General features: G+C 63.7%; 21 protein-coding genes, 1 tRNA gene and 1 pseudogene. 11 read left to right on the top strand and 12 right to left on the bottom strand.

The features are described from left to right. Positions 1-508: 508 nt before the first annotated feature. Both JHX87_RS10720 and JHX87_RS18520 read left to right on the top strand, forming a co-directional pair. Complete coding sequence (locus tag JHX87_RS10720; protein ID WP_271884970.1) at positions 509-841, top strand: hypothetical protein; 333 nt, start codon at positions 509-511, stop codon at positions 839-841. A gap of 147 nt (positions 842-988) precedes the next feature. Further along, a pseudogene (locus JHX87_RS18520) lies at positions 989-1753 on the top strand (recombinase family protein); the annotation flags it as partial. A 562-nt stretch (positions 1754-2315) separates the two neighbouring features. Here JHX87_RS18520 and JHX87_RS10730 read toward each other — a convergent pair. The 8 genes from JHX87_RS10730 to ruvC all read right to left on the bottom strand — a co-directional run bounded on the left by JHX87_RS10730 (position 2316) and on the right by ruvC (position 7529). Next, a tRNA-Ala gene (locus JHX87_RS10730) sits at positions 2316-2391 on the bottom strand. 64 nt (positions 2392-2455) lie between these two features. After that, the gene (locus tag JHX87_RS10735) at positions 2456-2893 is read right to left on the bottom strand and encodes a thioredoxin domain-containing protein (protein ID WP_271884967.1); all 438 of its coding nucleotides are present in this window, start codon (positions 2891-2893) and stop codon (positions 2456-2458) included. Positions 2894-2947: 54 nt separating this feature from the next. Further along, on the bottom strand, positions 2948-3382 hold the full coding sequence (gene aroQ / locus JHX87_RS10740; protein WP_271884965.1) for a type II 3-dehydroquinate dehydratase: 435 nt from the start codon (positions 3380-3382) through the stop codon (positions 2948-2950). 49 nt (positions 3383-3431) lie between these two features. After that, entirely contained in the window at positions 3432-4181 is a 750-nt protein-coding gene (locus JHX87_RS10745; protein WP_271884963.1) for a sulfite exporter TauE/SafE family protein, read from the bottom strand. 244 nt (positions 4182-4425) lie between these two features. Beyond that, entirely contained in the window at positions 4426-5457 is a 1032-nt protein-coding gene (gene ruvB, locus JHX87_RS10750; RefSeq protein ID WP_271884961.1) for a Holliday junction branch migration DNA helicase RuvB, read from the bottom strand. Next, entirely contained in the window at positions 5454-6290 is an 837-nt protein-coding gene (locus JHX87_RS10755; protein WP_271884959.1) for a M48 family metalloprotease, read from the bottom strand. Before JHX87_RS10755 ends, ruvB begins: the two co-directional genes overlap by 4 nt. A gap of 19 nt (positions 6291-6309) precedes the next feature. Next, a complete protein-coding gene (gene ruvA, locus JHX87_RS10760) occupies positions 6310-7017 on the bottom strand; it encodes a Holliday junction branch migration protein RuvA (RefSeq protein ID WP_271884957.1) in 708 nt (235 codons plus the stop codon). Further along, complete coding sequence (gene ruvC / locus JHX87_RS10765) at positions 7014-7529, bottom strand: crossover junction endodeoxyribonuclease RuvC (protein ID WP_271884956.1); 516 nt, start codon at positions 7527-7529, stop codon at positions 7014-7016. The genes ruvA and ruvC overlap by 4 nt, the downstream gene beginning before the upstream one ends. Before the next feature lie 154 nt (positions 7530-7683). Between ruvC and JHX87_RS10770 the strand changes: the two genes are divergently transcribed. From JHX87_RS10770 to JHX87_RS10795, 6 genes are read left to right on the top strand one after another with little or no spacing between them, the layout of a single operon-like run. Then, positions 7684-10527 carry a monovalent cation/H+ antiporter subunit A gene (locus JHX87_RS10770; RefSeq protein WP_271884954.1) on the top strand — a complete coding sequence of 948 codons (2844 nt, stop codon included), beginning with the start codon at positions 7684-7686 and terminating at the stop codon, positions 10525-10527. Continuing rightward, positions 10527-10931, top strand: a complete 405-nt coding sequence (locus tag JHX87_RS10775) for a Na+/H+ antiporter subunit C (protein WP_271884952.1) — start codon at positions 10527-10529, stop codon at positions 10929-10931. The genes JHX87_RS10770 and JHX87_RS10775 overlap by 1 nt, the downstream gene beginning before the upstream one ends. Further along, positions 10928-12526 carry a monovalent cation/H+ antiporter subunit D gene (locus tag JHX87_RS10780; protein WP_271884949.1) on the top strand — a complete coding sequence of 533 codons (1599 nt, stop codon included), beginning with the start codon at positions 10928-10930 and terminating at the stop codon, positions 12524-12526. The genes JHX87_RS10775 and JHX87_RS10780 overlap by 4 nt, the downstream gene beginning before the upstream one ends. After that, positions 12523-13014, top strand: a complete 492-nt coding sequence (locus JHX87_RS10785) for a Na+/H+ antiporter subunit E (RefSeq protein WP_271884948.1) — start codon at positions 12523-12525, stop codon at positions 13012-13014. Before JHX87_RS10780 ends, JHX87_RS10785 begins: the two co-directional genes overlap by 4 nt. Then, the gene (locus tag JHX87_RS10790; protein WP_271884946.1) at positions 13011-13280 is read left to right on the top strand and encodes a K+/H+ antiporter subunit F; all 270 of its coding nucleotides are present in this window, start codon (positions 13011-13013) and stop codon (positions 13278-13280) included. Before JHX87_RS10785 ends, JHX87_RS10790 begins: the two co-directional genes overlap by 4 nt. Before the next feature lie 12 nt (positions 13281-13292). Further along, on the top strand, positions 13293-13709 hold the full coding sequence (locus JHX87_RS10795; protein ID WP_271885356.1) for a Na+/H+ antiporter subunit G: 417 nt from the start codon (positions 13293-13295) through the stop codon (positions 13707-13709). A 21-nt stretch (positions 13710-13730) separates the two neighbouring features. Here JHX87_RS10795 and JHX87_RS10800 read toward each other — a convergent pair whose 3' ends face one another. Both JHX87_RS10800 and JHX87_RS10805 read right to left on the bottom strand, forming a co-directional pair. Continuing rightward, complete coding sequence (locus JHX87_RS10800; protein WP_271884944.1) at positions 13731-14198, bottom strand: phage tail protein; 468 nt, start codon at positions 14196-14198, stop codon at positions 13731-13733. Positions 14199-14438: 240 nt separating this feature from the next. After that, positions 14439-15338, bottom strand: coding sequence for a LysR family transcriptional regulator (locus JHX87_RS10805; RefSeq protein ID WP_271884942.1), 900 nt, complete (start codon positions 15336-15338; stop codon positions 14439-14441). A gap of 101 nt (positions 15339-15439) precedes the next feature. Between JHX87_RS10805 and JHX87_RS10810 the strand changes: the two genes are divergently transcribed. Both JHX87_RS10810 and JHX87_RS10815 read left to right on the top strand, forming a co-directional pair. Next, a complete protein-coding gene (locus JHX87_RS10810) occupies positions 15440-16336 on the top strand; it encodes an MBL fold metallo-hydrolase (RefSeq protein WP_271884940.1) in 897 nt (298 codons plus the stop codon). A 33-nt stretch (positions 16337-16369) separates the two neighbouring features. Next, on the top strand, positions 16370-16999 hold the full coding sequence (locus tag JHX87_RS10815) for an NAD(P)-dependent oxidoreductase (RefSeq protein WP_271884939.1): 630 nt from the start codon (positions 16370-16372) through the stop codon (positions 16997-16999). Positions 17000-17097: 98 nt separating this feature from the next. Here the strand turns inward: JHX87_RS10815 and JHX87_RS10820 are convergent, their stop codons facing one another. Continuing rightward, on the bottom strand, positions 17098-17541 hold the full coding sequence (locus JHX87_RS10820; protein WP_271884938.1) for a DUF302 domain-containing protein: 444 nt from the start codon (positions 17539-17541) through the stop codon (positions 17098-17100). Between the two features lie 150 nt (positions 17542-17691). Here JHX87_RS10820 and JHX87_RS10825 point away from each other — a divergent pair, with 150 nt between their 5' ends. Then, positions 17692-18768 (top strand): FAD-dependent oxidoreductase, encoded by a 1077-nt coding sequence (locus tag JHX87_RS10825; protein ID WP_271884937.1) that lies wholly within the window; start codon positions 17692-17694, stop codon positions 18766-18768. On the opposite strand, the gene JHX87_RS10830 is transcribed toward JHX87_RS10825, so the two are convergent. Further along, complete coding sequence (locus JHX87_RS10830; RefSeq protein ID WP_271884936.1) at positions 18765-19688, bottom strand: endonuclease/exonuclease/phosphatase family protein; 924 nt, start codon at positions 19686-19688, stop codon at positions 18765-18767. The two genes, JHX87_RS10825 and JHX87_RS10830, sit on opposite strands and share 4 nt — an antisense overlap. Between the last annotated feature and the right edge of the window lie 7 nt (positions 19689-19695).

Below are 19695 nucleotides of genomic sequence, written 5' to 3' on the forward strand. Positions count from 1 at the left end.
CGTTCTGTTCGGCGGTGCTGATCCGGTAAAGGCCGGAATCGCGCTGCGGGCGCTGGACTACGAGATGCGTCACCAGCGCAGACAGGCCCGCTTGCTCATGACCCCCGATGAAATCCTTGCCATGCCCGCAGGCAAAGCGCTGGTCTGGGCATCGGGCTAAGGCATCCGCCCCTTCGCCGTGGACAAGGTGCCGTATTACACCTGCCGTGCCCGTGCGGGGCGGTTCTTCCCGACCCCGTTCCATGACCGCGACCAGAGCCGCATTCGCATTCCGACTTGGCTAGGGATGCGAACCCGCTGCGTGATCCGTGAAGCGTTGCCGGATGCGTATCGGGATTTTCCGCAATACGCGAATGGCGAATGGGCCTTCATCGAAGGCTACCGCCCGCCAGCCTCTCCCCACATATGACCGGAGTAATGTCATGATTTTGCATAATAATCGCAAGAGTTGTATACTTAAGATAGGATCGCCTTACGGAAAGCCGCGCGATCCGTGGGAGATGGGGCCATGAAGGACGGGCAGGACAGAGAAACAGGAACTGTAACCAGCGGCGAATTCAACGTCGCCGCGAAACCCCGCATTGAGATCGACCTCGAAAAGTATCAGGCATATTTTGATGGCTCCGGCCTTACGCCCACGCAGAAGGAAGATTTCCTGCGGGCGCTGTGGTCGGTCATCACCGCCTTTGTCGATCTCGGCTTCGGGGTGCATCCCATCCAACAAGCCTGTGGACAAGTCGAGAATTCCCCTGATCTGGCCTTACAGGCCGATTCCGATGGGGTAAGCTCACCGGATACCGATCTCACAACCACATTCAACGATGCCACGGACGGGGGCTGACCCGGCGATGGCATCGGAAAGGCAGGTCAACTGAACACACACCCCAAACACATACAGAAGCCGCAGGCGGCGCTGATCTATTGCCGCGTGTCCTCCGCCAAGTAACGCCTTGAGGGCGGCGGCGATTTCATGAAGCGCCCGGGCATGATGTCGCTGCTGGCCTATCTTTCGGCGCAGCCGGGCAAGCCCTATTTGGTCATCTTTGACGATCTCAAGCGTTTCGCCCGTGATACGGAGTTCCGTATCAAGCTGCGCCGCGAGTTGGCGCAGCGCGGGGCAAGGATCGAATGCCTGAACTTCAATTTCGAGGACTCGCCGGAGGGGCGCTTCGTCGAAACCATCATTGCCGCCCAAGGCCAGCTTGAGCGCGAACAGAATCGCAGGCAGGTCGTCCAGAAGATGAAAGCCCGCGTCGAGAAGGGCTATTACGTCTTCCACCCGCCCGTGGGCTATCGCTATGCCCGCAACCTCGAGCATGGCAAGCTGTTGGTGCGCGATGAGCCTCTGGCCTCGATCATCACCGAAGTGCTGGAAGGGTTCGCAAGCGGGCGTTTTTCCTCTCAATCCGAAGTGAAGCGCTTTCTCGAACCCAAGCCAGATTTCCCCAAAAGCAGCGCCAGCGGCGACGTGCGCGTGACCAAGGTGCGCGATATCCTCGAACGTCCGACCTATGCAGGCTATGTCGAGGCACCGAATTGGGGCGTGTCCCTGCGCAAGGGCTTCCATGAGGCGCTGATCGACTACGCCACGCATGAGCGTGTGCTGGCGCGGCTGCACGGCACGTTGCAGCCTCCCGCGCGCAAGGACATCAACGAGGATTTCCCGCTGCGCGACTTCGTGCTGTGCGACGATTGCGGCGAGCCGATGACCTCCTGCTGGTCGAAGGGCCGAAACAGGCATTACGCCTATTATCTCTGCGACACGCCGGATTGCGCCTCCCGCCGCAAATCGATTCCGCGCGTGGATATCGAAGACGGGGCACGGGCGATTCTGCGCATCCTGCAACCCGCCAGCCAGCTATTCGAGGTGGCGCGGGTTATGTTCCGCGACCTGTGGAACGCGCGGCTGGAAGAGGCCAGAAACAGCCGCCGGACGCTGGCCGATCAGCTCAAGGCGCTTGAAAAGCAGATCGACGGTTTGCTTGACCGGATCGTGGACACCGACAGCGCGACCGTGGCTGCCGCCTATAAGAAGCGCATCGAAAAACTGGAACGCGAGAAGCGTATATTGGCGGATCGGGTCGAGAATGCCGTGCCGCCGCCGGGCAGGCTGAACGACTTTATCGAACCGGCCCTGCTGTTCCTCTCAAGCCCCTGGAAACTATACGATAATGGGATATTCGCGCTCAAGCGGACGGTACTGAAACTGGCCTTCGTGCAGCCCCTGCGCCACAATCGAAAAGAAGGTTATCGAACCGCGAAAATCACCTTTCCGTTCAAGGTGTTAGCGGATTTTTTAAACCAAAAGTGCAGGATGGTGGAGCCGAGGGGAATCGAACCCCTGGCCTCGTCATTGCGAACGACGCGCTCTACCAACTGAGCTACGGCCCCATAGACTGATGTTCTGGACCCCGGAACCAGCCTTGTCAAGCGACCGAAGGGCTATTGCTTCTGGTCATCCCTTTACCACTGCCTCGCCCATGCGGATGATGTCGGCTGCGGAGCGTGCGCCTGCCTCTCGGGCGCGTTCGCGGCCGCCTTGGAAGACGATCAGGGCGGGGATTCCCCGGATCTGCCAGCGTGCAGAGGCCTGCGGATGGGCCTGCGTGTCGATCTTGGCCAGACGCATCCGGCCTTTCAGGCCGAGCGCGGCCTTTTCGAATTGTGGCGCCATCGCGCGGCAGGGGCCGCACCAGGGTGCCCAGAAATCCACCATCAACGGGATCTCATCCGTTTTCGCGGCTTTCTCCAGCGTCCGGAAATCGACCGCGACGGGCTTTTGCGGCATCAGGGCCGCGCCGCAGGTGCCGCATTTGGGATTGGCATCCAGCCGGTCGGACCCGACGCGGTTGGTTTGCGCACAACTGAGACAGACGAGTTTCCTTGCAGCCATGGCGTCTCCTGTCATCTGGCGGGGATAAGGAGGCGTACTACCCGCGACAAACTCTCAGGCCTGGCCCAGCAGGCCCACCACGCGCCGCACGGCTGCGGCGTAGCCTTCAAGGCCCAGCCCGGCAATCACGCCATCGGCGCGCAGCGAGACATAGGAATGGTGGCGAAAGGCCTCTCGCTTGTGGACCTGGCTGATATGGACCTCGATCACCGGGCCGTCGAAGGCGTTCAGCGCGTCCAGCACCGCAACCGAGGTGTGGGTCAGCGCCGCCGGGTTGATGACGATGGCCGCCGCCTTGTCGCGCGCCTCGTGGATCCAGTCGACGATCTGGCCTTCCCAGTTGGATTGCAGCATCCGAATCTCATGCCCGCCCGCCACATCGCGGCACAGATCCTCGACATCCTGCAGGGTCTCGTGGCCATAGATCTCGGGCTGTCGCTTGCCCAGCAGGTTCAGGTTGGGACCGTTCAGGACATAGATCGTGGCCATGGCATCCTCGGGGTTTGGGGTTTGCCCCTTGCTAGCTTGCCAGCACCGCTTATGCCACGAAAAACGCGATGGTCATCAGGACGCCGACCAGCGTGATGAAGGCGCGCAGCAGGGTCGGATTCGTGACGCGGCGGGCAAAGATGGCGCCGACATAGCCGCCCAGAGCGCAGGCGGCCGCCAGTGGCACGACATAGTGCCAGTCGATCAGCCCGGCCACGATATAGGTCGCGACCGACACAACGGATAGCAGCGCTGAGATCAGCGATTTCAGCCCGTTCATCGTGTTCAGATCGGTGAAGCCGATCAGGCCGAAAACCGCCAGCAGCATGATCCCAAGGCCGCCATTGAAATAGCCGCCATAGATGGTGACTGCCAGCAGCAGCGCCGCCGAACCGATCCTTCCCGGACCTGCCCCGCCCTTGCGCCGCACGGATGCAAGCAACCAGGGACCGGCGGCAAACAGCACCGTCGCCAGCAAGAGCAGCCAAGGCACCAGCGCCGAAAAGGCCTGCGGCGAGGTGACCAGCAGCAAAAGCGCCCCCAGAAAGCCGCCAAGGACGGCAATTGCCAGAATGTCGCGCAGGCTCAGCGCGCCCTGCGCCCGCACGTCGTGGCGAAAGGCCCATGCGCTGCTGATATAGCCGGGGGTCGCGGCAAGGGTCGAGGTGGCATTGGCCATGATCGGCGGCACGCCGACCCAGACCAGCGCCGGAAAGGACAGAAACGTGCCGCCCCCCGCCACCGCATTCAGGATGCCCGCAGCAAAACCTGCCGTGATCAGGACGATATAATCCAGCATGGGCGCGGTTCCTTTCCGTCATGCGCATGGCGTGCCCATCCCTTGCACGCGTTGCAGGGCACATGCCAGATAGAAAAGGAAAAACCCTTGAGAAGAGGGTGATGTGAGGGCCAGACCTCAGCCCCTTGTCGGTTGCGGCAAGGCACGGCGGGCATTGATGGGCCGCCCTGCCACGCAGCGCGAATAAGATGTTCAAGAGGCTGTCAGGACTGTTGGGCGGCAGCAGCGCCGGGGATCAAAGATCTTAATCCTCAAACAGCGCCTGCTGCCCCGGCGCGACGGGTGCGGCCAGCCCAAGGTGCTTCCATGCCCGGGCTGCCAGTTGCCGCCCGCGCGGTGTGCGCGCGATCAGGCCCTGTTGCAGCAGATAGGGCTCGATCACCTCTTCGATGGCATCGCGGCTTTCGGACAGGGCGGCGGACAGCGTCTCGACCCCGACCGGGCCGCCGCCGTAATGTTCGGCCATCAGCGTCAGATAGCGGCGATCGGCGCCGTCGAGGCCCAGATGATCGACCCCCAGCCGGGTCAGTGCGGCATCGGCAATCTGGCGGTTCAGCCGGCCATCGCCCTCGACCAGCGCGAAATCGATGACGCGGCGCAGCAGGCGTCCTGCGATCCGCGGCGTGCCGCGGGCGCGGCGGGCGATTTCCAGCGTGCCATCGGGATCGGCGTCGATTCCCATCATCCGCGCCCCGCGCTGGACGATCAGGTCCAGTTCGGCAATTTCGTAAAATTGCAGCCGGGTGGGGATGCCGAAACGGTCGCGCAAGGGGGTGGTCAGCAGGCCCAGACGCGTCGTCGCGCCGACCAGCGTAAAGGGCTGCAACTCGATCCGCACCGTCCGCGCGGCCGGCCCCTCACCGATGACCAGATCCAGTTCGAAATCCTCCATCGCGGGATAAAGGACCTCCTCGACCGCCGGGTTCATGCGGTGGATCTCGTCGATGAACAGCACGTCCCGCGCTTCCAGATTGGTCAGGATCGCGGCCAGATCGCCCGCGCGCGCCAGAACCGGACCAGAAGTCATGCGGAAATTCACGCCTAACTCGCGCGCCATGATCTGCGCCAGCGTGGTCTTGCCCAGACCGGGCGGGCCGAAGAAAAGCGTGTGATCCATCGCCTTGCCGCGCATCCGGGCGCTTTCGATGAAGACGCGCAGATTGGCCCGCGCCTCGGCCTGACCGACGAAATCGGTCAGGGCCTGCGGGCGCAGGGCGCGATCCTCGGATTCGTTTTCCAGCGGCTCGGGACGCAATGTGGGATCAGGTTGGGTCATCCGCGCGCCATCGCATGCAGCCGGGCGATCCGTTCCTCGGTCGGCGGGTGGGTGGTGAACAGCCGGTCCACGCGCATCGCATGCAGCGGGTTGATGATGAACAGCGCGGCCGAGGCCGGGTTCTGTTCCGCAGGCAGGTTCACCGTGCGCCCGGCCATTCGCGCGATCTTGGCCAGGGCCGAGGCCAGCGCCATCGGCTGACCGCAGATCCGCGCCCCTTCGGCATCGGCCTCGTATTCGCGCGCCCGCGAGATCGCCAGTTGCACTATGGTCGCGGCCAGGGGGGCAAGGATCATCGCCAGAATGGCACCGATCCCGCCGCCGCGATTGTCGCGCCCGCCAGTGAAGATCAACATGTTTCCCATCATCGCGATGGCCCCGGCCATCGTGGCGGTGATCGTCATCGTCAGCGTATCGCGATATTTGATATGCGCCAGTTCATGGGCAATGACGCCTGCGATTTCTTCGGTGGTCAGGCCGTTCAGCAGGCCCTGCGTGACCGCAACGGCGGCATTCTGGGGATTGCGGCCGGTGGCGAAGGCGTTCGGCTGTTCCGTCGGCAGCAGGTAAAGCTTTAGCATGGGAAGACCCGCGCGCTGTGCCAGCTCCTGCGTCAGCGCGTGCAGATCGCCGCCCTGCTGCGGTGTGATCTCGATCGCGCCCTGCTGGTTCAGAACCATCCTGTCGCTGTTCCACCAGGTATAGATATTCCCGGCACCGGCAATCAGCAGCGCGATGATTGCGCCGCCCTTGCCGCCCATCATCCAGCCCAGACCCATCACCAGCGCGGTGAGGGCAGCCATCAATAGAAAGACCTTGGCGTTTCCGTGCATGGCGCGTTCTCCTGACTGCCTAACCCTTCGGCGCCAACAGGCGCAGCGCCGCGCGGATCAACGCAGGCGTGGCGGCATCGGGTTCCGCACCCTGTGCCTCGGCCACGGCGGCGGCGGCTTCGGACTGAGCATAGCCCAGATTGGTCAGCGCCGACAGCGCCTCGGAGACCGCACGGGCCGATGACGATGCTTTGGGTGCGGGGGGGCGCGCCTCTGCCGCGGCCATCGAGGCCGCAGCAGAGGCGGCGTCAGGCGCGGGCTCGATGCCCGCGCCTGACGCTCCTGCGCCTGCATCGACCGTCAGATCGCCCCCAAGCGCCATGATCGCCGGGGCTTTGTCTTTCAGCTCAAGCACGATCCGCTGGGCCAGCTTGGGCCCGACACCCTGGGCCTTGCGAACCGCCGCCCAGTCGCCCAGCGTGATCGCCCGCGACAGCCCATCCGCGCCAAGCGTGCCCAGCACCGCCAGCGACACCTTGGCCCCCACGCCCTGAACGCTGGTCAACAGCCGGTGCCATTCCTTTTCCAGCATGGTCGGAAAGCCGAAAAGCTGCATCAGATCCTCGCGCACCAGCAGATCCGTATAAAGCGCCACGGCCTGACCGACGGGCGGCAGCGCCGCCGCCGTCCTGTCGCTGACATGCACGATATAACCCACGCCACGGACATCGATCATCACCTGATCGCTGCCCCGATGAAGGATCACCCCCGCCAGGCGCCCGATCATGCGGCCCCCTTGGCGCGAATCTCACGGATCGAGCGTCCCTGCATGTGATGAGCGTGACAGATGGCGATGGCCAGGGCATCGGCGGCATCCGGGCCTTCGAATCTCACGCCCGGCAATTGCACCCGAACCATATGCTGCACCTGTTCCTTTCCCGCATGACCGACGCCGACCACGGTTTTCTTGACCGCATTCGGGGCATATTCGCCCACCGGCACGCCCGCCTCCGCCGGCGCCAGAAGCGCGATCCCACGGGCCTGACCCAGTTTCAGCGTTCCGACCGCATCCTTGTTCACAAAGGTTTGCTCGACCGCCGCCAGATCCGGTGCATGGGCAGCGATTACTGCGCAAAGCCCGCGATATAGCTGCGACAGACGCTGCGCCAGATCGGCCGAACTGCCATCCGCCTTCGTCTGGATCACACCATTCGCGACATGGCGCAAGCGCGGCCCGTCAACCATGATAACACCCCAGCCGGTGTTTCGTAATCCGGGATCGATCCCAAGAACCCTCATGCCTGCCCCTTCGTCTTTTTCACCGGGTTAGCACGAAAGGCGAACATCGCCTAGGGGGAACAGATAATCGCGCGGCATTTGCTTGACACCCGTTGCGCGACGGGAAACACAAAGAGCAAGCAAAAGTAAAACAACGCCAGCGGATCGAGGTCGAATGTCACCAGTCCTGATTGCCATGTTGCCATTCATCGGTGCGCTTTTGCCCGGGCTTTTGATCCGTTCCGGACGTGACGTCGCGGCAACCGCCTGCGGGACAACGACATTCCTGGCCCTTCTGGGGCTGGTCCTGCACACCCCCGCCATCATGCGCGGCGAGGTGATTACCGCGAAGTTCAACTGGCTTCCCCTGATACAGCTGAATGCGAATTTCCGCATCGACGGGCTGTCGCTGCTGTTCGGGATCCTGATTCTGGGAATCGGGCTGCTGATCATCACCTATGCGCGCTTCTACCTGTCGCGCACCGACCCGATCGGCAAATTCTATACCTATCTGATGCTGTTTCAGGGCGCGATGGTCGGCATCGCGCTGTCCGATAACATCCTGCTGCTGTTGATCTTCTGGGAACTGACCTCGCTGTCCTCATTTCTGCTGATCGGCTATTGGCGGCACCTGCCCGCCGGGCGTCAGGGCGCGCGGATGGCGCTGACGGTGACCGGGACGGGCGGGCTGGCGATGATCGCGGGCATGCTGATTCTGGGCAATATCGCGGGCAGCTATGACATCAGCCAGATCCTGCTGGCGAAAGAGGCGATTCAGTCCAGCCCGCTTTACCTGCCCGCGCTGATCCTGATCCTGATCGGGGCCTTCACGAAATCGGCGCAGTTCCCGTTCCATTTCTGGCTTCCCCACGCGATGGCCGCGCCGACGCCGGTGTCGGCCTATCTGCACAGCGCCACCATGGTCAAGGCGGGCCTGTTCCTGATGGCGCGGCTGTGGCCGGTGCTGTCGGGCACGCCGGAATGGTTCTGGATTGTCTCGACCACGGGCCTGATCACCATGCTGCTGGGCGCGTTCATCGCGCTGTTCAAGGACGATCTCAAGGCGCTGCTGGCCTTTTCGACTGTCAGCCATCTGGGTCTGGTGACGATGCTGCTTGGCTTCGGGACCGAGGCTGCGGCCTTTGCCGCCATGTTCCACATCATCAACCACGCCACCTTCAAGGCGGCGCTGTTCATGACCGCGGGCATTATCGACCACGAGGCCGGGACAAGGTCCATTGCCCGGCTGGGCGGGTTGCGCAAGCTGATGCCCATCACCTTCGGCATCGGCACCATCGCGGCGCTGTCCATGGCGGGCATTCCGCCGCTGAACGGCTTCATCTCGAAAGAGATGATGCTGTATGAAACCAGCCATCTGGAACTTGCCCGCACCGCCTTCATGGTGATCGCGACCACGGCGGCGCTGTTCTCGGTCGGCTATTCCTTCCGCTTCATCGTCCAGGTCTTCCTGGGGCCACAGCGCGATGACTACCCGCACAAGCCGCATGATCCGGGCTTTGGCATGTGGGTCAGCCCCGGGCTGCTGGTGGTTCTGGTCATCCTGATCGGCCTGTTCCCGAACACCATGGCCGGCTGGCTGGTCGATGCTTCGGCCAGCGCGGTCACGGGGACGCCGCAACATGAAAAGCTGGCCCTGTGGCATGGCTGGAACGCCGCCGTCTATATGTCGATGATCGCCACCATCGGCGGCGCAATCCTTGTCTGGATGCACAAGCCGCTGCTGGCGGCCTGGAATGCGGCCCCGCGGCCCGAGGCAAAGGCGATCTTCGACACCATCGTGCTGGCCATGGTGCGTCTGTCGCGGACCGTCACCAACAATCTGAATACCGGCTCGATGCCCCGGGCGCTGGCGGCCTTCACGCTGACGGTGATCTTCTGTGGCATGCTGGCCTGGTATTCGGGACAGGCCGGACCGACCGACCGCCCGATGCTGCCGATCTATCCGGTGCCCTTCATCAACTGGATGCTGATCCTGATCGCCACGGGCTGCATGGTGACCTTCCACCGCGTGCGCGTGCTGGCGCTGATCCTGATCAGCATCGTCGGGCTGATGACCTCGGCCTTCTTCGCCTATTTCTCGGCCCCCGACCTGGCGCTGACCCAGGCCTCGGTCGAGGTGGTGACGGTCGTTCTGCTGCTGCTGGCGCTGAACTTCCTGCCCAAGCGCACGGCGGTGGAAACGCCGGTCGTGCGCCGTGGCTGGGATGCCTTCATCGCGACGCTGGCAGGGGTGTCCTTTGGCGCGCTGAGCTATGTCATCATGCGCAGCGATTTCACCATGCCCAGCATCGCCGATTACATGCTGAAAAACAGCTATAAGGGCGGCGGCGGCACCAATGTGGTGAACGTCATTCTGGTCGACTTCCGTGGTTATGATACCTTTGGCGAGATTACCGTGCTGGGCATCGCCGCGCTGGCCATCTTTGCCCTGACCCAGACCCTGCTGCAGGGCCGTTCCTCGCGGCGTCTGCGCAATTGGGAACATACCCAGTCCCGCGCGGGCGACCGCCATCCGCTGATGCTGGTGATCACCACGCGGGTGCTGCTGCCCATCTCGCTGGTGGTGGGGCTCTATATCTTCCTGCGCGGGCATAACCTTCCGGGCGGCGGCTTTGTCGCCGGTCTGGTGGTGTCGATCGCGCTGGTGATGCAATACATGGCCTCGGGCTATGCCTGGGCACAGCAGAGGCGCTATATCCCCTATCACGTGCTGATCGGGGCGGGCGTGGTCGCGGCCGGTGTGACCGGCATCGGCGCCTGGTTCGCGGGCAAGCCCTTCCTGACCTCGGCCTATGGCTATGTGAAGCTGCCCGGGATCGAGAAATTCGAGCTGGCAACCGCGATGGGCTTCGACCTTGGCGTGTTCCTGTGTGTGGTGGGCGCGGTGATGCTGATGCTGAACTCGCTCAGCCGGATCGCGCGCCATACCGGCAGCACGATCAACCGCAAGCCGATGGATATCGACCTGAGCGACGAACAGAAGAAAGGAGCCCACTGATGGAGCTTCTCGTAGCATCCGCCCTTGGCGCGATGATGGGGGCGGCGATCTATCTGATCCTGCGCCTGCGCACCTTTGCCGTCATTCTTGGCATGACCATGCTGACCTATGCCATCAACGCCTTTCTGTTCGTCAGCGGCCGTCTGGTCGTCAACCGCCCGCCGATCCTGCAGGATCACGGCGAAACCGCCAGCATGGCGATCTATACCGACCCGATCCCGCAGGCGCTGGTGCTGACCGCCATCGTCATCGGCTTTGGCATGACCGCCGTCGTGGTGATGATGTCGCTGGGCGCCTTCGTCGAAGGCGGAGATGACCGCATCAACATGCCGCTGGATGACCGGGAGATGCCGCCGCTGAAAACCATCGACGACAATCCGAAGATCGAGGAAGAGACCGCATGACCCACTGGCTGATCGCTCCGGTCCTTCTTCCGGCCCTGATGGGATCGCTGATGGTGCTGTGGATGCGCCACGATCTGCTGTTGCAGCGCGTGTTCGGTATCCTCAGCGGATTGTTGATCCTTGGCGTCGCGCTGTTGCTGCATCACGACGCCATCAGCGGCGATATCTATGTCTACCGGCTGGGCAACTGGACCGCGCCCTTTGGCATCGTGCTGATGCTGGACCGGCTGGCGGCGCTGATGCTGGTGCTGACCGCCGTGCTGGCCGTGGTGGTGCAGCTTTACGCCATCGGATCCGGCTGGGATCGCAAGGGCTGGCACTTCCATGCGCTGTGGATGTTCCAGCTGATGGGTCTGAACGGCGCCTTTCTGACGGGCGACGCCTTCAACCTGTTCGTCTTCTTCGAGGTGCTGCTGATCGCCAGCTATGGCCTGATGATCCACGGTGGCGGCCCGATGCGCCTGCGCGCGGGCGTGCAATATATCAGCTATAACCTGGCCGGTTCCGCCCTGTTTCTGGCCGCGCTTGGCACGCTTTACGCATCCACCGGCACGCTGAACATGGCCGATATGGCCGCCCGCGTCGCCGTCATGCCGCCCGAAGATACGGCGCTGCTGCGCACCGGCGCGGTGCTGCTGCTGCTGGTCTTTGCGGTCAAGGCCGCCATCGTGCCGCTGCATTTCTGGCTGCCCTCGACCTATGCCAACGCCCCCGGCCCGGTCGCCGCACTGTTCGCGATCATGTCGAAGGTCGGCGTCTATGCCATCATCCGCTTTTTCACATTGGTCTTTCCCGGCGATTCCGTGGTCGAGACGCTGGCCAGCGACCTGATCCTGCCCGCCGCGCTGATCACGCTGACACTGGGTCAGATCGGCGTCATGGGCACGCGCAGCCTGACGCGGCTTGCGGCCTTTGCCGCGATCGCCTCGATCGGCACGCTGCTGATCCCGATCGCGGATTTTACCGCAGGCGGGCTGACGGCCGGCATGTATTACCTGATCCATTCGACGCTGGCGGGGGCCGCGCTGTTTCTGGTGGTGGACATGATCGCGGCCCGGCGCGGCGGCGATATCTGGCTGCGCCTGCGCCCGGCGATCCGCAATACGGGGCTGGTCTCGGCGCTGTTCTTTGCCTCGGCCATCGCCACGGTCGGCCTGCCGCCGCTGTCAGGCTTCATCGGCAAGCTGATGATCCTTGACGCGACCTGGACCGATCCCTGGCGCAACGGCATCTGGGCGACAATCCTGATCACCTCGGTCATTGCCATCATCGGCTTCAGCCGCGCGGGTTCCATGCTGTTCTGGAAATCGCACGAGCTTGACCCCGAGCCCGGCAATGACACCGACGAAGGCGCCCGCCCGCAGCGTGGCGCGATTCCGGTGAAGCTGGAAACCGACGAGCCGATTCAGGACGTGGACGATTCCGCCGCACCCTGGCTGTCCTTCGCGGCCCTTGTCGCCCTGCTGGCGGGCACCGCCCTGCTGACCATTTTCGCCGGGCCGGTCACCGATTACCTGCAGGATACGGCCGCCCAGCTGACGCAGCCCTCGCCCTATATCGACTCTATCCTGCAAAACCAGGAGGGCACGAAATGATCCGCAGGCTCTTTCCCCATCCCTACCTGTCTGTGACGCTGGTGCTGGTCTGGATTCTGCTGGTCAACCGCTTTGCCTGGGGATCGCTGGTCTTCGCGATCATCCTGGCCATCGCCATCCCCATCCTGACCGCGCCCTATTGGCCGGACCGCGCGCGTCTGCGCAGCCCTGCAAAGATCGCGGGCTATGTGCTGCTGGTGATCTGGGATATCATCGTGGCCAATATTCAGGTCGCGATGATCGTGCTGTTCAAGCCCAATCACAAGCTGCAGCCGGCATGGATCACCGTCCCGCTTGACCTGCGCTCACCCGAGGCGATCACCGTGCTGGCCTCGACCATCACGCTGACGCCCGGCACGGTCAGCGCCGATCTGTCGCAGGACGGGCACGCGCTGCTGGTGCACTGCCTGCATGCCCCCGAACCGGAAGAGGTCATCGACGAGATCAAGACCCGCTACGAGGCGCGCCTGAAGGAGATTTTCGAATGATCAACTATGCTTTGTATTTCGCCTTCATCTGTTTCGGGATCGGTCAGTTGTTCTGCGCCTATCGCATCATCGTCGGCCCGGGCGTCGGCGACAGGATTCTGGCGCTGGACACGATGTCGATCAACTTCATCGCGCTGATTGCGCTGTTCGGCATCACCTTCCGGACCACCATGTATTTCGAGATCATGCTGCTCTTTGCAATGGTCGGCTTCATCTCGACCGTGGCCTATGCGAAGTTCCTGCTTCGCGGCGATGTCATCGAATAGGGGGGTGGGATGATGGAATTTGCACTGGAAATCCTGATCACCGCCTTTCTGGTCATTGGCGGGATCTTCGGCCTTGTCGGGTCTTTCGGGCTGGTCAAGCTGCCTGATCAGATGACGCGGCTTCATGCGCCCACAAAGGCCGCGACGCTGGGCGTCGGCGGGATCCTGATCGCATCGGCGCTGTGGTTCTTCGGGTTCGGCGAACGGGCAAGCTGGCACGAATTGCTGATCGTGATCTTCCTGTTCCTGACCGCGCCGATCACCGGGCTGATGATCGCCAAGACCAACCTGCACCTGACCTGGCGTGCCGAGGATCTGCCCGATCCCGGCGAGGACATGCATTGGGCGACCTATGGCGATTCCGCCGAAAACAGCCTGATGGATGAGGTTGAGGACAGCGACGCGCCGAAACGGGAAAACCACTTCTGATCCTGCGCGGGGGGCCGGGCGTCACCCCGCCTTTTCCGCGCGCCGCCAGCCCACCGGCTGGACGGTGAGAACCGCAATACCAGTCACGCCCGACCTTTGCGCATCCAGCTGGGGCAGCGCCCGATATTCGCTGACCCGGCAAGCGGCAAGGATGTAGCCTGAAGCGATCTCACCCTGCGCGTTCATCACATCGACGCGCAAATCTCTGGGCGTGGCCCGACAACCTGCTGCACCCCGAACCCAGCCTTCCAGCCGCCCGTCGCTGAGGCAAATCCCCTGTTCGAATGTCACCGCCTCTTGCGCGATCCCGCGCTGAAGTTCTGCGGCCGGGCTGCGCATCTGGCCGCCGGTGTGGAAACCGGCCTTGCGGATCTGCCGACCAAGCCTGCTCATCCTGGTCATACCCAACAGCGGCATACCGCCCTCATCAGCGAAATAGACCTGAAATTTATAGGTCAGCAGCGGATTGAGCGGCTTGGTGGATGGCATGGTCTTATCCCGCGCTTCGGGCCGGGCTGTCCGCGTCAGCCGCAGGCCCGCCAGCCGTGATCGAACCGCCCGACAAAGCCAGCAATCTTGAAGCGCCCATGATCTCAGCCCCGCCTCACCTGATGATAGCATAGTCCGGGGGCCCTTGCGCGCCTTGGTGTCGGGTGGGGTCATGGCGCGTGCGGAGGATGCCCGCCCCTGCGCATTGATCAGCAGGAAGAAAACGCCCGCGCCGAGCCATCATCGGACAAAGACGCCTTTCTGGCGATGTGCCAGATCGATGAATTTTTGCAGGGCATTCGACCGCACTCTGCCCGGCGGCGTGACTGTATAGACGCCGCCACGGCGCTGCGACCAGTCTGGCACAAGGCGTTTCAACCTGCCTTGCGCGATATCCTCGCGCAGCATGAAGTCGGGCATGATGGTGTAGGAATAGCTTTCCGTGACAAAGGCGCGGATCGCAAGCGTGTTGCTGATCTCTGCGACCGTGACCGGCTGTGCGACCTCGCTGATGTCGCCCTTGGTGAACTCCCACACCCGTTTGCCCGCCAGGGCCTTGCTTGACACGAAGGGCAGGGCCGAAAGATCTGCGGGGCTGCGCACCCCGGCCTTCTGAAATGTCGCGGGCGCGCAGACGGCGATCTCTTCGAAGTCCAGCAGCCTGCGGGCAAGATTGCTGGAATCCGACAGCCAACCGACGCGAAATGTCAGATCGAACCGGCCCTCGATGATATTGGTCCGTTCATCATCCAGCGTCAGGTCGATGGTCACGTCGGGATAGGTCTCGCGAAAGCGCGCGGCGAAGGGGGCGACAAAGGCGATGCCGTAATCCACCGGGGCCGCGATGCGCAACAGGCCGCGCGGTTCGCTGTGCTTCTGCTGCACCCGCTCATAGGCGTTGTTCGCCTGTGTCAGGGCCGATTTGGCATCCTCGTAAAAGGCCAGCCCCGCCTCGGTCGGTTGCAGATGCCGCGTGTTGCGCGACAGCAGCAAGGTGCCGACCTCATCCTCAAGCAATTGCAGCTGCTTGCTGACTACCGCCTTGCTGATCCCAAGCGTCAGGGCCGCGCCGGTGATCGTGCCCGCCTCGATCGTGGCCACGAAATAGGCAAGGCGGTTGAAGTTGTTCCTGTGATCCATGTTGGTATGTTAGCTTTTAGCATACAGTCATTCAATATCATATGTCTTTCGATGACAAATGGGGACCGCTAGATCCTGCCCTAGACGCAAGGAGATATGACATGACCCAGATGACACGACGTTCCGCATTGATCGGCCTCGGCTCGGTCGCGACCCTGCCGCTGATGTCGCGCCTGTCGCTGGCATCGACCACGCCGGACTGGACCGCGCTGCGCGGCGGGGAGGATGATTTCTTCCGCGCCCCGGTGATCCTGACCGGCCAGAAAGAGGCCATCCTGATCGATGGCAGCTTCACCTATGCCGGGGGCGAGGCCGTGGTCGCGGCGCTGAAAGCCTCGGGCAAGGAACTGACCACGATCTATGTCTCGGTCAACGATCCCGATTATTACTTCAGCCTGAAGCCCATCGTCGCCGCCTATCCGGATGCCCGCGTGATCGCGGCCTCGGATACGGTCGCGCTGATACGGCAGAAGGCGCAGGCCAAGCTGGAGGCCTGGGGGCCGGTGCTGGGCCAGAACGGCCCGCAAACCATGAACGATCTGACCTTCCCGCAGATCGACGACAGCGCCACGCTGACGCTTGAGGGCGCGCAGATCCAGATCGTGACATCGGCGACCATGGCCGACCGCCGTTACCTTTACGTGCCAAGCCTGGATGCGGTCCTTGGCGGCGTCTATGTCTTCGATGACCTGCATGTCTGGACCGCTGACACGCCCACCCCCGGGGATCGGGCGAAATGGATCGCGGAACTGGACGCCCTGATCGCGCGCAATCCGGACGTGGTCGTCGCCGGTCACGGGGCGCATCCGGGCAATTCCGGCATCCCGGCGCTGGAATTCACCCGCGACTATCTGCGCAACTTTGAAAGGGAAGTGGCCAGGGCCAAGGACAGCGCCGAACTGATCGCCGCGATGACCGCGCTTTATCCAGATCTGGGGATGATGCCCGCACTGGATATCGGCGCGCGGGTCGCCATGGGCGAGATGACCTGGGGTTGATCCGGGCGATACCGAAACCGAAAGGACATGACGATGAATATCCTGTTGATCGGCGCCACCGGCATGGTGGGCAGCCGGATCCTGAACGAAGCCCTGTCGCGCGGCCATACGGTGACCGCGGCGGTCCGCGACCCCGCCAGGTTGCCGGCCCATCCGGCGGTGACGCCCGTGGCACTGGACGTGACCTCGGCGGCTGCGGTCATCCCGCAGGCACAGGCCGACGATGTCATCATTTCGGCCGTCAGCCCGCGCAACAGCGACGATGCCGTGGCCGATGCGCTGGCCTTTACCGAGGCGCTGATCGCGGTGCAGAAAGCCACCGGGAAGCGCCTGTTGATGGTCGGCGGCGGCTCTTCGCTGAACATGCCCGATGGCAGCAGCGCGCTTGACGACGCGCCAAAGGCCATCCTGCCCGAAGCCACCGGCATGCGCCGCGCCTATGCACGGCTGGTCGATGCAGATACCGACTTCGCCGTTCTGGCGCCGGGCGGGACGATCGCACCGGGCGAACGGACCGGCAGCTTCCGCCTGTCGGGGCGCACGATGCTGACGGATGACACGGGCGCCCCAAGCCACATCAGCGCCGAGGATTTCGCCATAGCCATGCTGGATGAGGCGGAAACCCCACGCCATTTCCGCACGATCTTCAACGTGGCTTACTGACGGTCATCGACCGGCGGCGCAGAAACGACCGAGTGATCGCGCGCGCCGGTTTCTGCCGTCGCGTGGCTAAGCGCGTGCTGACGGCGAAAAGATGCGGCCTATTCCGCAATCGCCTTGTCCGTCAGACCATCCAGCGCCTGCGTGACCTTGGCCCGAAGCTCTTCGGTGTCGGCCAGATCATAGCGCTCGGCAAGGGAATCCGGCGTCAGATAGCCGATGCTGGTGCCCTCTCCGTCCTGCCAGATCAGCACCTTCAGCGGCAGGTCCAGCGCGACGCGCGGATCGGCCTGCATCAGCGGGGTGCCCATCGCCGGGTTGCCAAAGATCAGCACTGTGGCGGGCTGCATCTCCAGCCCGGCCTTGGCGGCGGCGGCCTGATGATCCACACGCGCGACCAGAGAGGCGGGGCTTTCCGCGATCACCGCCTCTAGCCGGTCGGCAGTGGTGGCCACGTCATGCGGGCTGGTCTTGACCACCCATTCCTCGGCCAGGGCGGCGGTGCCGGTCAGGCAGACGGCGATCGCGGCGAAAATCCGATACATGTTCTTCCTCCTCCTTGGTCATGGCGCAGGAACGTGGCCCGCGCGGGTCGGGTTCCGGCCCACGACGGGCGCGACGGATCACCTTTGCGTTGCCAGACTTGAGCAAGCCGGGCCAGTTTGCAACAACCGGCCCAGCAGAAGGAACCCGCCGTGCCCTCAGAACAACCGCCGCATCTTCTGTTGCTGGGCGCGGGCCATGCCAATCTGCTGGCCACGCGGCCCTTGCGCGCGGCGCTGCCCGAAGCGCGGATCACGCTGATCGATGCGGCGCCGCATGCGACCTATTCGGGCATGTTTCCGGGCATGATCGCGGGGTATTACCGCGCCGATCAGCCACAGGTCGACCTGCGCCGCTTTGCGGATGATCACCGGATCACCTTTCGGCAGGGCCGCATCACCGGGATTGATCCGGTCAGGCAGCGGGTGCAGCTGCTCGACGGCGAAGAAATCCCCTATGATCTGGCCGCGCTTAACCTTGGTAGTCACAGCGCCATGCCGGAAATCGCGGGCTTTGCCGAACATGCCGTGCCGATCAAGCCTCTGGACGGGTTCGCCGACAGGCTGGCCCGGACACCGGCGCGGGCCCCTGCCGCCATTATTGGCGGTGGCGTCGCGGGGGCCGAGATTGCGCTGGCCCTGCGCCAGTCCCGCCCCGTGACGCTGATCGAGGCTGGCCCGCGCATTGCGGCCAGTCTGGGCGCGCGGGCCAGAGGGTATCTGACCGCCACGCTGAGCCGGGCCGGGGTGAGCCTGCTGACCAATGCCCGCGTGGCGCGCATTGAACATGATGCGGTGATCCTGACCGATGGCGCGCGCATTGCCAGCCGGTTGACCATCGGGCTGGCGGGGGCGCGGCCGCATGAGTGGCTGGCGCGGGATCTGCCGGTCGATCAGGCGGGCTTTGTCCGCATCGGCCCGACCCTGCAGGTCGAGGGGCACGCGACCCTTCTGGCGGCAGGCGACAGCGCGGCCATGACCCATGCGCCACGTCCAAAGGTGGGCGTCTATGCCGTCCGGCAAGGGCCGGTGCTGGCGCAGAACCTGATCGCGCTGCATCGCGGGCAGACGCTGACCCGCTATGACCCGCAGCGCGACTATCTGAAGATCATCTCGCTCGGCGATGGCAGGGCGCTGGCCGAATGGCACGGGGTGACGCTGCACGGGCGCTGGCTGTGGCGCTGGAAAGATCGCATCGACCGCCGCTTTCTGCGCAGCCTGCGCGCTTAGCGGCAGTTCCCCGGATCCAGACGGATCTGGGCCAGCACCGGATAGTGATCGGCGGGCCATGCGCCATCCGGGCGCTTTCGCAGGGCCACCGGCCTGTCGGTCAGCGTGACCGCGCAATTGACCATGACGTGATCAATGGCCCCGTAAAGGTTCAGCCCCCGATTGAAATGGAAACTGCTGCCCTTGATGGCCGTCAGCGACAGACCCGCGCGCTCCAACACCCCCACCGTCGGGCTAAGCCAAAGCGCGTTCAGATCGCCCGCCAGCACCACGGCCTCTTTGGCCGCGATCCAGGGCGCGATCCGTCGGGCAATCAGATCGACCGAGCGCATGCGGTTTTCGCCGCTGCTGAAATCCAGATGAACATTGATCACCCGCAGCGCCTGCCCGCTTTGCCGGTCGCGAAACCGCGCCCAAGAGGCAAAGGCTGGATAGGATCCGTTGAAGGTCCGCGAATAGATCACATCGGGGGTTTCTGAAAAGAAGAACCAGCCCTGATCCAAAAGCTCCAGCCGGTCACGGCGGTAAAAGATCGGCTGGGTCGAGGGGAAGCTGCGCCAATCGCCGCTGGCCGCAGCGGCAAATTCCGGCAGCGCGGCCAGCAGATCGTCGCGGGCCAGATTGATGCTGCCATCGCCGCCATGGCGAAAGCTCTCCATCTCCTGAAAGGCGATCAGATCGGCCTGCAAATCACGCAACTGGCTGGCCATGGCACCCCGACGGCGCTGCCAGCCCGCGACGGACCAGGGATCGTCATCCGGCGCATCCAGCATGATGTAATGGCTGTTCTGCGTCACGACGCGCAGGGCACCCGGCTGTGGGTCGGGCGGCGGCGCGCCGCGCGAATTCCACAGATGCGCCAGAAGCGGCAGGGCCATCAGCGCAAGAAACAGGAACAGAAGAACAATTCGCCATCGCATGAAGGCG

It is taken from the genome of Paracoccus fistulariae (genome assembly GCF_028553785.1).
GTDB lineage: Bacteria > Pseudomonadota > Alphaproteobacteria > Rhodobacterales > Rhodobacteraceae > Paracoccus > Paracoccus fistulariae.

Excerpts from the sequence above, each read along its gene's own strand:
- JHX87_RS10720 (WP_271884970.1), top strand. The coding sequence starts at position 509 with ATGAAGGACGGGCAGGACAGAGAAACAGGAACTGTAACCAGCGGCGAA.
- JHX87_RS10735 (WP_271884967.1), bottom strand. The coding sequence starts at position 2,893 with ATGGCTGCAAGGAAACTCGTCTGTCTCAGTTGTGCGCAAACCAACCGC.
- aroQ (WP_271884965.1), bottom strand. The coding sequence starts at position 3,382 with ATGGCCACGATCTATGTCCTGAACGGTCCCAACCTGAACCTGCTGGGC.
- JHX87_RS10745 (WP_271884963.1), bottom strand. The coding sequence starts at position 4,181 with ATGCTGGATTATATCGTCCTGATCACGGCAGGTTTTGCTGCGGGCATC.
- ruvB (WP_271884961.1), bottom strand. The coding sequence starts at position 5,457 with ATGACCCAACCTGATCCCACATTGCGTCCCGAGCCGCTGGAAAACGAA.
- JHX87_RS10755 (WP_271884959.1), bottom strand. The coding sequence starts at position 6,290 with ATGCACGGAAACGCCAAGGTCTTTCTATTGATGGCTGCCCTCACCGCG.
- ruvA (WP_271884957.1), bottom strand. The coding sequence starts at position 7,017 with ATGATCGGGCGCCTGGCGGGGGTGATCCTTCATCGGGGCAGCGATCAG.
- ruvC (WP_271884956.1), bottom strand. The coding sequence starts at position 7,529 with ATGAGGGTTCTTGGGATCGATCCCGGATTACGAAACACCGGCTGGGGT.
- JHX87_RS10770 (WP_271884954.1), top strand. The coding sequence starts at position 7,684 with ATGTCACCAGTCCTGATTGCCATGTTGCCATTCATCGGTGCGCTTTTG.
- JHX87_RS10775 (WP_271884952.1), top strand. The coding sequence starts at position 10,527 with ATGGAGCTTCTCGTAGCATCCGCCCTTGGCGCGATGATGGGGGCGGCG.
- JHX87_RS10780 (WP_271884949.1), top strand. The coding sequence starts at position 10,928 with ATGACCCACTGGCTGATCGCTCCGGTCCTTCTTCCGGCCCTGATGGGA.
- JHX87_RS10785 (WP_271884948.1), top strand. The coding sequence starts at position 12,523 with ATGATCCGCAGGCTCTTTCCCCATCCCTACCTGTCTGTGACGCTGGTG.
- JHX87_RS10790 (WP_271884946.1), top strand. The coding sequence starts at position 13,011 with ATGATCAACTATGCTTTGTATTTCGCCTTCATCTGTTTCGGGATCGGT.
- JHX87_RS10795 (WP_271885356.1), top strand. The coding sequence starts at position 13,293 with ATGGAATTTGCACTGGAAATCCTGATCACCGCCTTTCTGGTCATTGGC.
- JHX87_RS10800 (WP_271884944.1), bottom strand. The coding sequence starts at position 14,198 with ATGCCATCCACCAAGCCGCTCAATCCGCTGCTGACCTATAAATTTCAG.
- JHX87_RS10805 (WP_271884942.1), bottom strand. The coding sequence starts at position 15,338 with ATGGATCACAGGAACAACTTCAACCGCCTTGCCTATTTCGTGGCCACG.
- JHX87_RS10810 (WP_271884940.1), top strand. The coding sequence starts at position 15,440 with ATGACCCAGATGACACGACGTTCCGCATTGATCGGCCTCGGCTCGGTC.
- JHX87_RS10815 (WP_271884939.1), top strand. The coding sequence starts at position 16,370 with ATGAATATCCTGTTGATCGGCGCCACCGGCATGGTGGGCAGCCGGATC.
- JHX87_RS10820 (WP_271884938.1), bottom strand. The coding sequence starts at position 17,541 with ATGTATCGGATTTTCGCCGCGATCGCCGTCTGCCTGACCGGCACCGCC.
- JHX87_RS10830 (WP_271884936.1), bottom strand. The coding sequence starts at position 19,688 with ATGCGATGGCGAATTGTTCTTCTGTTCCTGTTTCTTGCGCTGATGGCC.